Origin of the sequence: Paucibacter sediminis, from assembly GCF_030254645.1 — a bacterium.
Classification (GTDB): domain Bacteria; phylum Pseudomonadota; class Gammaproteobacteria; order Burkholderiales; family Burkholderiaceae_C; genus Paucibacter_B; species Paucibacter_B sediminis.
Map to the genome: position 1 here is coordinate 2,405,251 of NZ_CP116346.1, position 12,782 is coordinate 2,418,032.

Annotated in this window: 12 protein-coding genes; 8 read left to right on the forward strand and 4 right to left on the reverse strand. The window is 62.7% G+C overall.

Features of this window, described 5'->3' with window-relative positions; translation table 11 throughout:
• The first annotated feature begins 31 nt into the window (after positions 1–31).
• The 4 genes from ycaC (at position 32) to PFX98_RS11150 (ending at position 1,644) form a co-directional block, all read left to right on the forward strand.
• Positions 32–658 (forward strand): isochorismate family cysteine hydrolase YcaC, encoded by a 627-nt coding sequence (ycaC, locus tag PFX98_RS11135; RefSeq protein WP_285235277.1) that lies wholly within the window; start codon positions 32–34, stop codon positions 656–658.
• 71 nt (positions 659–729) lie between these two features.
• Positions 730–978 carry a hypothetical protein gene (locus PFX98_RS11140; RefSeq protein ID WP_285235278.1) on the forward strand — a complete coding sequence of 83 codons (249 nt, stop codon included), beginning with the start codon at positions 730–732 and terminating at the stop codon, positions 976–978.
• A gap of 24 nt (positions 979–1,002) precedes the next feature.
• Complete coding sequence (locus PFX98_RS11145) at positions 1,003–1,197, forward strand: DUF3079 domain-containing protein (protein WP_285235279.1); 195 nt, start codon at positions 1,003–1,005, stop codon at positions 1,195–1,197.
• 123 nt (positions 1,198–1,320) lie between these two features.
• Complete coding sequence (locus tag PFX98_RS11150) at positions 1,321–1,644, forward strand: hypothetical protein (protein ID WP_285235280.1); 324 nt, start codon at positions 1,321–1,323, stop codon at positions 1,642–1,644.
• Between the two features lie 89 nt (positions 1,645–1,733).
• Here the strand turns inward: PFX98_RS11150 and PFX98_RS11155 are convergent, their stop codons facing one another.
• Positions 1,734–3,656: a diguanylate cyclase gene (locus PFX98_RS11155; protein ID WP_285235281.1), complete on the reverse strand. Its 1,923-nt coding sequence runs from the start codon at positions 3,654–3,656 to the stop codon at positions 1,734–1,736.
• Positions 3,657–3,879: 223 nt separating this feature from the next.
• A complete protein-coding gene (locus PFX98_RS11160) occupies positions 3,880–6,441 on the reverse strand; it encodes a sensor domain-containing diguanylate cyclase (RefSeq protein ID WP_285235282.1) in 2,562 nt (853 codons plus the stop codon).
• Between the two features lie 197 nt (positions 6,442–6,638).
• On the opposite strand from PFX98_RS11160, the gene PFX98_RS11165 reads away from it, so the two are divergent.
• On the forward strand, positions 6,639–7,919 hold the full coding sequence (locus PFX98_RS11165) for an HD-GYP domain-containing protein (protein ID WP_285235283.1): 1,281 nt from the start codon (positions 6,639–6,641) through the stop codon (positions 7,917–7,919).
• A gap of 97 nt (positions 7,920–8,016) precedes the next feature.
• On the opposite strand, the gene PFX98_RS11170 is transcribed toward PFX98_RS11165, so the two are convergent.
• Positions 8,017–9,459 carry a sensor histidine kinase gene (locus tag PFX98_RS11170; RefSeq protein ID WP_285235284.1) on the reverse strand — a complete coding sequence of 481 codons (1,443 nt, stop codon included), beginning with the start codon at positions 9,457–9,459 and terminating at the stop codon, positions 8,017–8,019.
• 29 nt (positions 9,460–9,488) lie between these two features.
• The gene (locus tag PFX98_RS11175; RefSeq protein WP_285235285.1) at positions 9,489–10,178 is read right to left on the reverse strand and encodes a response regulator transcription factor; all 690 of its coding nucleotides are present in this window, start codon (positions 10,176–10,178) and stop codon (positions 9,489–9,491) included.
• Positions 10,179–10,286: 108 nt separating this feature from the next.
• On the opposite strand from PFX98_RS11175, the gene PFX98_RS11180 reads away from it, so the two are divergent.
• From PFX98_RS11180 to PFX98_RS11190, 3 genes are all read left to right on the forward strand, one after another.
• Positions 10,287–10,586: a hypothetical protein gene (locus PFX98_RS11180; RefSeq protein ID WP_285235286.1), complete on the forward strand. Its 300-nt coding sequence runs from the start codon at positions 10,287–10,289 to the stop codon at positions 10,584–10,586.
• Between the two features lie 121 nt (positions 10,587–10,707).
• On the forward strand, positions 10,708–11,463 hold the full coding sequence (locus tag PFX98_RS11185; RefSeq protein WP_285235287.1) for a TniQ family protein: 756 nt from the start codon (positions 10,708–10,710) through the stop codon (positions 11,461–11,463).
• Between the two features lie 214 nt (positions 11,464–11,677).
• The gene (locus PFX98_RS11190; RefSeq protein WP_285235288.1) at positions 11,678–12,775 is read left to right on the forward strand and encodes a LacI family DNA-binding transcriptional regulator; all 1,098 of its coding nucleotides are present in this window, start codon (positions 11,678–11,680) and stop codon (positions 12,773–12,775) included.
• The last annotated feature ends 7 nt before the right edge of the window (positions 12,776–12,782 follow it).

Sequence of the window (12,782 nt, forward strand, 5' to 3'; positions counted from 1 at the left end):
CCCTCATTCAGTCATTCAACCGGAGTTCACCATGTCCAAGCCCTATGTTCGTCTCGACAAGAACAATGCCGCCGTGCTGCTGGTCGATCACCAGGCCGGTCTGTCGTCGCTGGTGCGCGATATCGACCCCGACAAGTTCCGCAACAACGTGCTGGCGCTGGCCGATCTGGCCAAGTACTTCAAGCTGCCGACCATCCTGACCACCAGCTTCGAGAACGGGCCCAACGGCCCGCTGATGGCCGAGCTGAAGGAGACCTTCCCCGACGCGCCCTACATCGCCCGCCCCGGCCAGATCAATGCCTGGGACAACGAGGATTTCGTCAAGGCGGTGAAGGCCACCGGCAAGAAGCAGCTAATCATTGCCGGCATCGTCACCGAGGTCTGCGTCGCCTTCCCGGCACTGTCGGCCCTGGAGGAAGGCTATGAGGTGTTCGTCATCACCGATGCGTCGGGCACCTTCAACGAGGTGACGCGCCAGTCGGCCTGGGACCGCATGACGGCAGCCGGCGCGCAGCTGATGGGCTGGTTCGGCGCCGCCTGCGAACTGCACCGCGACTGGCGCAACGACGTCGAGGGTCTGGGCGCACTGTTCGCCAACCACATCCCCGACTACCGCAACCTGATCAACAGCTACACCACGGTGCAGCGCGCCAAGTAAGCTGATCTGGCCCTTGCCCTCAAACCGCGAGCAGGCGGGGAGGGTGGGGGTGGCTAGCCAAGGAGAAAGCCGTGCAGATGCAGAGCACCGTGGAAATTGTGAGCCCGCGCGGCGGCGTCGTCCTGCGCGCCGCAGATGGCAGCTATGTGCTGGCGCAGCAGATCGATGCCAAGCCGCTGCGGGCGGCCCAAGTTCTCGTGGGGACGTTGGACGACGTTGGCATCGACGGCGCCACCGATCTTGATACGGGTGCCAGCTACCAGTTCTTCGTCGAGGCCTATGGTCTTTCGCGCGAGGCGGCGCTGATGGCCCTGGCCTGAGTCGGCACACACGGAGCCATAGCCATGACCAAGCGATTTCCCATGCACCCGAAGAACCCCGAACGGATCTGTTGGGGTTGCGACAGATACTGCCCGGCGGGCGACATGGCTTGCGGCAATGGCTCGGACCGTACGCAACACCCGGTCGAACTGCTGGGCGAGGACTGGGCCGAATGGAGCCCTTTGGATCATCCCGCCGAGCCCGATGACGCAGCTTAATTAGGCTGCGCCCGTTGATTCATCAAAAAGCAAGGCTCTCGTTTGTCCTTGCTGGCACCGCAGCTTTCGCGCTAGCTGCCGAGGCCACAGTACGATCCAGCAGACCTTTCCAGGAGGTTCGGTATGAATGGCGAACTGAGCTTTTGTACGGTTGCGTGGATTGAAGCTGGGCGGAGAAAGGTCGCGCTGCGCATGGCGGATGGCTCGTTTCGCCTGGCGGAAATTCATGACGCCTACTCACCGAAACTTGGCGATCGGCTTTGCGGGAATTTCTCTGACGCTGACCCCGTGACCGTCACCACGATTCAGCCGACGACTGCGGTCTGCTTGACCGTCCGCCTGAGTGCTGGCTCGCTAGGCGAACTGCGGGCTGGACTGCTGGATTCAACCGGCCACACACAGCGTCAAACGGTCACCAGAAGTGTGGGAGCGAATCCCTTCGTGTAGCCGGGTGCGGAGATGACTTCCGGTCTTAGTCTGACGATCGCAAGCTCAACTGGCGTGGGCATCGGCGTCTGACCGGGGGCCGATCGGCCTCAACGCCATGCCACCCTGTTGCGGCCTTCTTCCTTGGCCTGGTACAAGGCCTCGTCCGCCCGGATGACAGCCTCCTCCTCGTTCTTGTCCTCGGCACGGATGGCCGAGGTGCCAATGCTGACGGTCACGGGCGCGCCCGTGATGGAGACCGACTCAGCAATCGCACTTCGAACCTTTTCGGCGATGACTTGAGCGCCGGCAACATCCGTGTCCGGCAGCACGACCACGAATTCTTCGCCGCCATAGCGGGCTGCAAAGTCGGTGGCGCGCACCGTACCGCGCAGCACCTCTGCCAATCGCCGCAACACTTGATCGCCGGTCTCGTGGCCGTAGCTATCGTTGATTTTCTTGAAATGGTCGATGTCGATGAAGAGTACGGCATAGATGCTGCCGGTGCGCTTCTGGCGCAGGAACTCCTGTCGCAGCCTGTCGTTGGCGGCGTAGCGGTTCTGCAAGCCGGTCAACACGTCTGTGCGGGAGAGGCGTTCAAGCTCCTGGTTTGCTGCTTTGAGCGAGGCCGTCCGCGCCGCGACCTCCTGCTCCAGTTGCCGCATGTGCGACTGCCGGCTTTGGTCCAGGGCCAGCTCTGCCTGCTTGCGTTTCGTGATGTCCAGAATGCTGCCGCGCAATTCACAGACGCGGCCTGCCGCGTCAAAGAGCGGCTTGCCCTTCAAGTTGACCCAGACGATTGAACCGTTGGCGTGGTTGACTTGCAGTTCCAGGTCATAGGCTTCACCGCTCCGGGCGGCCTCCTCGCCGGCGGCCTTCAACTGCTCCCAGCACGGCACAGAAAAAAGCGTGCCACGTTGACTTGGGAAGGACGGTACCTCCTGCCCGAACATTTCGTGGATCGAGTCTGAGACGACCAGCTCCTTCGTCCTCAGGTCATGCCGCCAGACGCCAAAGCCCGCGGCACGCTGGATCGCCGTGATTTCGGCCGCGCGTGCGGCCAGCAGCTGTGCCGTCTCGCTGATAGCCTGGGCCACTTCGGCGGACTCCTCAATCTCCAGATGGGGCATGGGCGCCAAATCGCCTTCGCGCATCGCCAAGGCCGGGGCAGTCAGACCCCGTACCGATACCGCAATCTTTCTGGCGACGAACCAGGCCAGGCCGAGGCCAATGGCCAGCAGCGCCGTCATGCCGAAACCCAACCAGGCGAGCCTGAGCATCAGGGCGTGTTCGAGCGAAGCCGACGGTATGCCGATGCCGACGCTCCAGCCGGTCTCGGCCGAGCGGCTCCAGACGGACAAGGTCGGTATGCCTTCACGGGTGATCGTCCGCATTCCGCCTTCGGGAGTCTGTCGAATCTGCTGGATGTATTCGGCCGTACCCTTCTGCCCGACGAATTTCTCGGGCGAATGGGTCCGAGCGACGATGGTTCCCTCGGGGTCGAACACCGCCGCAACGAGGTCAGTCGAGAAGTGCTGGGCCACCAGAATGCTGTTGAGATCGCCGGGCAGCATACCGACAGACAGCACATAAGCTACCTTGCCGCCCACCAGCACCGGCACGTCGACACTGATGACCGGTTTGTGCAGTGCGCCGCCGACGTACAGGCCGGAAACGACCGGACGCGCGGTGATGAGAACCTGCCGCAACACCTCTGGGTTGCCGTGTTGAGGCAAAGGTGCTCCGAGCTCCCGTAGGGTGTTCAGGATCTGCTGGCCGCTTGGATCGCTGACGACGACGTTCATCCCGACACCTGTCGATGCCAGTACATCGCGAGCAAGCTGGTGGAACTCTTTGAAGTCGCCACGGAGCAAGACTCTGGACGCGGCGAGCGTCTGAGCCGTGGCCCTGGCAATGAACAGCTGCCCGTCGACCGCTTGCGTCATGGCCCTAGCCCGGGCGATCGTATCTTGCTGCAACTGAACCATGCCGTCCGCGTACTCGAGCCCGAAGAGTACGCTCGTGCCGATCATTCCAGGCAGCAGGCACGCGAGCACCAGCCAAGTCAGGACCGTGCGAATCCGCCACCGCGATGGACGGGTGGGCAACTGAGAAGATGACATCTTGTGAGAGTGAGCCGGCGCCGCCAATCCAGAGCCGGTCCCAACGACCTTGTTTTGCTAGTTGTAACTGCAGATCATTTCACGACTAGCCTAGGCGCAGCAGCCTCTGTGTGAGTCTGGCGCGACATCGGGGCTATGCCGCATCGGTGCGCTCACTGGCGCAGGCAGCATCCTCGGCTTCGATGCAGAAACGATCGCGTCCAGCGGCTTTGGCGGCGTAGAGCAGGTCGTCGGCGCGCTTGCTGATATCGCGTGGGGTAACGCCAGGTTCGTCGCGATACAGCGCTACGCCAATGCTGGTGCTGACTTGGACGGAGCGGTGCTCCAGCACGAAGGGCGCGCGCATCGCTTGAACGATGTTGTCTGCAATGGTGGCAGCGTCGGCGGGTGTGGCCAATTGCTCGATGATGATGGCGAACTCGTCACCGCCGGGACGGGCCACGATGTCGGCTGCACGCAGACTGCGGGCCAAGCGGCCCGCGAAGGCCTTCAAGAGCAGATCACCAGCGAGGTGCCCCAACTTGTCGTTGACTTGCTTGAAACCATCGAGGTCGAGCAGCATCAAGGCCATGGCACTGCCTGTGCTTCGGGCGCGTTGCACCGCCTCGTGCATACGTTGTTCGAAGCCTGCGCGATTCAGCAGACCCGTCAGGCTGTCCGACTGACTCAACTCGATCAGGCGGCGCTCCTCTTGCTTTTGTGCCGTGGTGTCCAGGATCATGGCGACGAAGCCGAGTACCTCGCGGCCGTCGTCCGCAAATTGAGGCAGGTAGCTGGCGCGGTAGCAGCGATAGCCTTCGCGCGTGGTGATCTCACTGTCGAAGCTTACGGTCTCACCAGCAAGGGCGCGCCGGATGCGAGGCGCGGCCTCTCCATAGGCCCCATCGCCAATCACCTCGCGGACCGTGCGTCCCAACAACTCCTGGCGCGGTCTGCCGAATGCGCGTTCGTAGGCGAGGTTGATAAAGCGGTACCGTTCGTCAGTACCAATATAGGAGATTCGCATGGGCAACTGGTCGGTGATGCTGCGCAAGCGCTGCTCGCTCTGCCGCAGGGCCTGCTCAGCGCGAAGGCGCGGCGTGATGTCGCTGGCCAGGGCGTAGAAGCCTTCCACCGAACCCGCTACATCGCGCCGAGGCACCAGCGCTACATGAATCCAACGGTCCTCCGCCCGACCTTGAATGTGGCGTTCGTAGGTCGCGGGCTCGCCGCGCAATGCGGCTTCCATGGCCGGCCGCACCTCGGCCCAGGCCGCGTCGCCCAACACGGAGGCCACGGTCTGACCGAGCACCGCGTCGGGCGCGACACCCAGCCAGTCCTGGTAGGTGCGGTTGGCGAAGCGATAGCGGAATTCGCGGTCGTGATCGGCGATCAGGGCGGGCGCGTTGTCGGTGATGGCGCGCAGCCGTTCCTCGCTGGCGGCCAGCTTGGCCTGGGCCTCGCGGCTGTCGGTCACGTCACGCAGCAACAACTGCGACAACTGACGGCCGCGTGCGTCACGGAAGCGTGCAATCTGCGCTTCCACTTCGATGTGCTGGCCATCACGGCGGCAAAGCCTCAGCAGGCGTGGCGCGCCCGAAGGCTGTTGCAGACATTCGGCGAGGCGTGCGCCATTGTCGCGAGGCAGTTGCAACAACTGGACTTCGCCTGTGCCGGACACCTCAGGCGCCGGCAGTTCCAGCATGGCCCGCGCCACGGGATTGATCGCGTTCAGCTTGCCTGTGGAATCGACCACCAGGATGCCCTCGCTAGCATGCAGGAACTGCGCCTGCTGCTGGCGCTGGCTGGCCAGCAACTCGGCGGCCAGGCCACAGATCAGCACGCCGGTGCAGACCTGGGCCGTGACATAGCTCCACAGGGCGAGCAGGCCGGCATGGGTATCGTGTCCAGCGAATGGGCCGATACCATTGGCGGTGCCCCAGGCGGCCGTAGCCGACAATAGCAAAACCGCTAGCGAGGCCGCCAGCACGCCTGCACGCAGCGCCAGCACGGCCATCAGGAACAGCGGCAGGGCCAGCAGGGGGAAGGTCAACGCCGTCGAGGGCGCCGTCCAGGGCGAGAAGGTCAGCAGGCCGCAGGCCAGCACGAGGCCCAGCAAGGCCATGTTGAAGCGGCCGCGCCGGCCGGCAAAGCTGGTGCGTATGTTGGCACGGGACATAGCAACTAGCGGAATCCCACCCAGCAGGGCCCCGACCGCATCGCCGGTCCACCAGGTGAGCCAGGCGGGCGCCCATTGTTCGGCCGTCAGGAAACCTGCCATGCGCAGCCAGGCACAGCCGTTGCTGGCGGTGACCAACATGCCCAGTGCCACGGCCAGCAGGTACTGGCCCAAATCGACGCGGCGTGTCAACGCCGCGTCGAAGCCCAGCCGGCCGAGCAGTTGGGCGCTTAGCCACGGCCCCAGTGCATTGCCTGCCGCCATGCCAGCAGCAGCCCAGGCGGGCGTACCAATCTGGTAGTTGATCAAGAAGGCGGAAAACAGCATGGCCGGTGCCATTGAGTGGCCCCAGCGCAGGTAAGCCGCCAGCGCGATGCCGGTGGGCAGCCAGATCAACGAGACGTGCGATCCGATATAGGGGATCAGCAGCCCCAGGCGTGCTGCCAAGTAGTAGGCGAGCGCGGTAACGCCCATGCGCACGAACTGCTGTGGGCCTGATGCCTGCAGCGGCGCTTCGTATTGGGTGCTCGAGTTCACGGCCAGCCCAGGCAATGGCGCTGCGTTGGCACCAAACTGCTCCCATGACGTTCTCGGCCTGGTGGGTAACCGGCCGGACGCCATCTTCGTCGCCCGCCCTGTCTGTTGCCTGACATTTGGGCGTAGCCGTCGCGTTGCCTGGGCGCGAATAAGATCGACCATGCCCGGAGATTGCACGCAGTTGGCTTCCAGTACCTATGAATGAGCAGCAGACCGACCTTCCATCTGAGTTGCCAGCAGAGAATCCGCACTATGTGCGCGCCGTCACGGACCTAGGGGAGAAGCAAGACGTCGTCGTCCAGCATGACATCTACTCCCAGACGGGCATCAAGCTGGTGGCCAAGGGGGCGCGGATCAACCGCGGCACCTATGAGCGCTTGTCTCAACATCAGCTTCGCGAGCCCCTTGACAGCATGCTCAGTGCGGCTGATGCCGTATCTGCAACGCAGCTTGCCTTTGACAGTGCGGAACTGTTGGCGTCCAACAGTTCGCTGAGCATATTGGCGGCACAAACCGGTGGAGCCGAGGTGGTGAAGCACGCGTTCGCACAACTCGTGCTGCCGACACCGATTTGTTTCCGACTGACCGTCATGCGCGATAGTCGACTGGAAATGCTCCAGCATTCCTTGCGTGTGGCCGTGATCGCCTTTGCGACGGCGCGCCGGCTGGGCATGAGTGTGCAGGAGCAAGCACAGCTACTGGTGGCAGGCCTGTGTCATGACTTCGGGGAAATGCATACCGACCCTAGTCTGCTGGAACCTGCGCACCTGATAACGCCGCAGGAGCGGCGCTTTGTCCATGTCCACCCTATTACCAGCTACGTGGTCATCAAGGACCTTCCGGGCGTGCCCTCAGCAGTTGCCCATGCCGTATTGACTCACCATGAGCGCCTGGATGGCAGTGGCTATCCGTATGGCCTTCGTGGGCGAGACATCCATCCGCTTGGCAAGGTGCTTGCTGTGGCCGAAGTCATGGACGCTTTGCTGCGCCGCTTCGATGCCAAGCACCTGGACGTCGTCTACCGGCTCAACTTGAGTCGATTTGATCCTGCCGCCATCCGCGCGTTGCGCGACATGCTCAAGCCACGGCATGACGTTGGCGCAAGCCCTCTTTCGGAAGGCAGTACGTCAACGCAGCTCCAGTTCGTGGAAGGCGTCCTTCAATCTTGGCAGGACCTGCACAGCAAGTCGTTGGGACTGCTGCCTTCGCAAAGTCAACCGCTTGGTTTCATTGCTGAACGCATGGCGCGCATCCATTCTCTCTTGCTCCAGGTCGGTTTCAACCCGGACTACCTGGGCACCATGCTGGACATGGCACGGGACGATTCAGCGCTGCTGGCGGAGTTGCAAGCAACCTTGGACGAGTTGACCTGGCAATTGCAGGATTTGGCTAATGAGATCACCCGCCGCAAGCCGGCCGTAGACCGCGAGTTGCAGGAAGGCTTTGAGGCGTTCGTCGTTCGCTTGTGCCCAGCCTAGCGGAGCTGCCGCCTGGGGTGCCTGACGGCCGACAGGAAGAGATCAGCAGTCGTTGCAGTTGCATGGCAGCGGTTGGGCGAATCATCGCGGGCCCTCATCAAGCGCCCTGCGGAATCACGACCCTGAAGGTCGCGCCGGCGGGACTGTTGCGAATCAAGATGACTTGGCCGCGGTGCCTCTCCATGATGCGACGGACGATGTAAAGACCCAGGCCGTGACTGAGGCCGGTGCGGGCGTTGCCCGCGCGTGCTCCTCGGGTGAACAGGCGGTCAATCAGTTCGACAGGCACGCCTGGGCCTTCGTCGGCCACATCGAGTAACAAGGCCAGCGGCTCTTCGCTCTCGATGATGTGGATCGTTATCTGGGCGTTCGCCGGAGAGCAGCCAAGCGCATTGGCCAGCAGGTTGCGCAGGGCCAGTCGCATCAGCCCCATATGCATGGTCGCGGTGCGGGTGAGGGTTTCGCGGACAACTTGGATGCGCTCGCGCTCAGAAGGGGCGAAGTCGCCCAGCGTCAGGTCGATCAATGTGTCGATATCCACATCGTCCTTCTCGAGCGGCAAGGCATCGTCAAGCAGGACAGCATCGGCCAGAGTGTTGTCTACGGCGGCCGTTACATGCGACATCACATCGGCCGCGCGCTGTAGGGTGGCGCCGGCTCGGCGCCAGTCGTTCGACTGCTGGAGGATCGCGGCGCGCGCGCTCTGTAAGGCCGCCGAAGCATTGTTGAGGGGTTGACGGACCTCATGGGCGAGTGAGGCCAGCAAGGCCTCGCGTTGCATCAGAAGCTGCTCGCGTTCGTGCAGAAGCTGCGCCAGTTCGGTAGCACGTAGCTCTGACTGTCGGCGCTGCTCGAGTTCGCGCGTCAGCGCTACGGTACGAGCCACTTCCATGGCCTGCGACGATTCGAGTGTGATGCCGATATAACCAAGATTGCCGTATAGCGCGGCAACCAGGCTTGCGATATAGACGACGGCGACTTCCGCTCCTGGCGCGAAGGCCCGGTACTCCTGCTTCTGAAGCGCGACCGACAGGCCCCGCACGACAAGGGCCAACGCAAAGAACAGGTAGGCGCCCGACACCAAGCCGGCGCTGCGATATCGCGTATGCCGGTAGAGCCGTGCTGCGGTCCATGCCACCCAGCTTGATGCGAAGACGTAGAAGCTGCTGACCACGATTACGCGCGTGCCGTCGGACGCGTCGACGATCCGCATGGTCACGTAGGACGCACAGGCAAGCAGCCACAGGCCGAGCATGCGAGCCAAGGGCGGCCGTTCCCCGAGAGCCCGGATCAGCGCTGAGCCCAGCAGGACCCAGGCTGTAAACACGACCAAATTGGCGACGGTCAAGGTCAGCCAGTCAGGCAGTTGCCCGCGTAGACCGAGCAGGACGAATGAAACACCGTAAAGAGTGCTTCCCAAGCTCCAGAGCCAGGCGGATTGGCGATAGTCGCTGGTGCGGACAATGCTCCAGGCAACGAAGGGCAGGGCGACGTACAGGAAGCCGATGACTTGCAGTGCGGTCTGCGGATGGAAATTCATGAGCCGATCAACGGTTGCGGGCCATCCGTTCAACTGGCCGACAACTGGGCCCTGAATTGGTACCCGACGCCTGACTTCGATTGCAGCGGTACCAGGCAGGGGGTTGCGCGCTCGATGCGTCGACGCAGGCGGTAGATGGCTGCGTTTACGCTGTCTCCGGTCTCAACGTCGGCTGACGGCTTGCCAAGCAGTTGCCGCAGCGTCTCCCGGGGTACGACCTCACCCGCTGCCTGCGCAAAACAATCAACCAGCGCCAGATCAGTCTCACTGAGATCGATCCTTGCGCCATCCGGCGCAATCAATTGCTGCCCCTGTCTGTCGAGATGCCAGCCGCTGGGATTCAGCGCTGCCGATTTGACGCGCCGCTGCACCGCCCTGATGGCAAGGCCAACCTGCTCAAACTGGACAGGCTTGGCCAGATACATGTCGGCACCGGCAAGAATGACCTGGTTGAACGCGTCGGGCGCCAGGCGGCCCGACACGACCAGTAAACCGGCAACGCTTCGTTTGCGAATCACCTTGATCAATTCGACTCCGTCGACGCCAGGAAGCATCAGGTCGATGACGAAGAAGTCGAAGTCGAAGGCCGACACGTGGGCCAGCAGGTCGTTGCTGTCGTCAAAGACGTCGACCTTGATCCCCAGCGAACGTAGGTACTCCGACAGGAACTCGGTGTACTGGCGATCGTCATCAACAAGTGCGAGCGTCTTTGGAAGCATGGCCAATCTGAGTCAGCGAGTCGTGCAAGGCGGCGGTTGGTTTCATGTGCGACCGCGAAGTTCCGAGGCGGGCCGGTCTACGCCGATCAAATTGCAACGCTCACAGCCATGGCCATCTACACATACACACGCTACGTGGGCGATGTCGAGCACACGGATCGCACGATGGCCTTGAAGCTGTTCGCTGGCAAACACCACACGAAGGCCTACCCGACGACCGAGGAGTTGATGCAGTTCGGCACAGAGGTGTGCGGCGTGGTGCGCCCAGGCCCAGTACTGCAGCGCATTGCGCAGGCCATGCAGGAGACGCTGGATGATGCGAAGGGGGACGCGCGCATCCCACCGGACTTACTTGCACTCATGGAGCCGGTCTGGCAGGACGGGATGGCTTACGCGCCAAAAGCGTAAGACTCAATGGGCATGGATCATCCTGGCCCATATTCTGTTGTTTACGGCTTTGGGTTGGCGGTGAAGCTGATTGCCTCCCGGCAAACCCGCAGCAACGCTGTGTCGTTGTTTACGACTTTAATTGCCCGGAACACCTGGCGACCGAAAGCCGGATTGCGGGAACAAGCTCGTCCCCGCGGTCGGCGCCGAACGCCTGAACCTGGATCTGCTTCAGTGGCTCCCGGGCGAGACCCTATTCAGCCTTGTCAGCCGGCTCCACCGCCTGTGGGGCCATCGATTGGCAGATCAAACGGCAGACGTCCTCTTCGGGCGTCGTCGGCAGGGCTATCAGCACGACTTCCCGAGCGGCCTGCATGAGTTCGAGCAGAACACGGCAGGACTGCTCGGCGACGTCAAGGCCATCGCGCTCGAGCGAACGCTTCTTCGCTTCTATCGCCCGTTCCTGAGCTCAGCCAAGGTGGATGAAGCCATCGCCGCGATGGCCGGCCCGTCCGTGGCGCACCTCAAATTCCGCCTGGGCCTACTCACGAGCCGATTCCGAGCGCATCACCCGCTGAAGGCTTGCGCAGCGTGTATCGCCGAGGACCGTACCACCTACGGGTGGGCTTGGTGGCACCTTGATCATCAGTACCCGGGCTTCTGGGTCTGCTTGACACATGGCGAACGCCTGCTGGAATCCGCGACCAAAACCAACGGAGTCGCGCGATTCCAGTGGCAGCTGCCGGAGCTCGATAGGCCACATGCGTGGCTGCCGTGGGATGCAGCGCCAGATCGCGGCGCCGCAGAAGGGTTGTCCCGGCTTGCCAGACTTGTCGTCGAGCTGGTTGATCAGCGCGCAGTGCCACACCTGGACGGCGACGTGCTGAAGCGCCTCTAGCAGTGAGTGCTCGGTTGATGCCTTCGTCATCGACAGAAATCGCTGCGGAGCCGAAGTCCGAAGAACTTCGGCATCAGGTTGGTTGCGACCGTGCAGTCGCGGTAGTTGAGCGGCGCCTGAGAAGGAAGCAGCCGGCGCTCAGATTCCGTGCCAGTCAACGCAAGCGTGTAAGCTGACGGGCATCTGTGATTTGCTTGAGGCTGCTGGCAGCTCTATGAGTTCTGGAAAAAGTTCTGCTTGGGTTACTTCCGCCGACGTTGCGCGCCACGCCGGCGTCTCCAGATCAGCCGTTTCGCGCACGTTCACTGAAGGGGCAAGCGTCGCCCCCGAGACGCGAGCCAAGGTACTCAAATCGGCTGAAGCCTTGGGGTACCAAGTGAATATGCTGGCTCGCAGCATGATCCAGCAGCAAAGCAATCTGGTTGGTGTGGTGGTGTCGGGGTTCGACAACCCATTCCTACTGAGCTTGCTCGGCCCATTGACGCACCAGTTGGCGCTTCGGTCGCAGGCGCCCTTGCTGATGGATGCGAGCGAACCGGAGCAACTTTCGAACAGCTTGCGCCAGTTGATGCAGTATCGAATCTCCGGCGTGATCCTGACCTCCGGCACGCCGCCGATTCAATTGGCCAAGGAGTATCTGCGCCTGCGCATTCCTGTTGCCATGATCAACCGCGAGCCGCTGCTGGAAGGTGTTGATGTCATCAACAGCGACAATCGGCAGGGCGGGGCATTGGCTGCCGAGGTCTTGTGTCGTGCAGGCGCTCGCAACTTGGTCTTTCTGAACGTGGTGACCGGCACGCTCAGTCCCAGTGCTCGCGGTGCCGCTTTTGCGAAGGCTCTCGCGGGTCAGGTCAGGCGCGGCGCTGTGAAGCTACGCCAGGCCACGGCAGGAGGTGTTTCCTATGCCCATGGTTTCGAAGCCGCGCGACAACTGTTCGCCGAGCCTTCGGCACGGCCCGATGGCGTGTTCTGTACCAACGATGCGCTGGCTTGTGGCTTGATCGATGGCGCACGTGCGCTGTATGGCTTGCGCGTTCCGGAAGATGTGAAGGTGGTCGGTTTCGACGACATCCCGATGGCCGCATACGAGGCCTACGCGCTGACGACCTTTCGTCAGGACATTGGTGCATTGGCTGAGCGTGCCGTGGCTTGTCTGGCTGAACGAATGGGTGCGCCGGACATGCCAAGCCGTACGCTGGAACTTCCCGTGAGCCTGGTCGAGCGCCGGTCGACCCAGATTCCGTCCATTGAATCTACGGAGTCGGCTAAGGCGCCGGTGCGCCGCCGTCGGCTGGTTTCGCCACCCGTCTAGGGAAGAC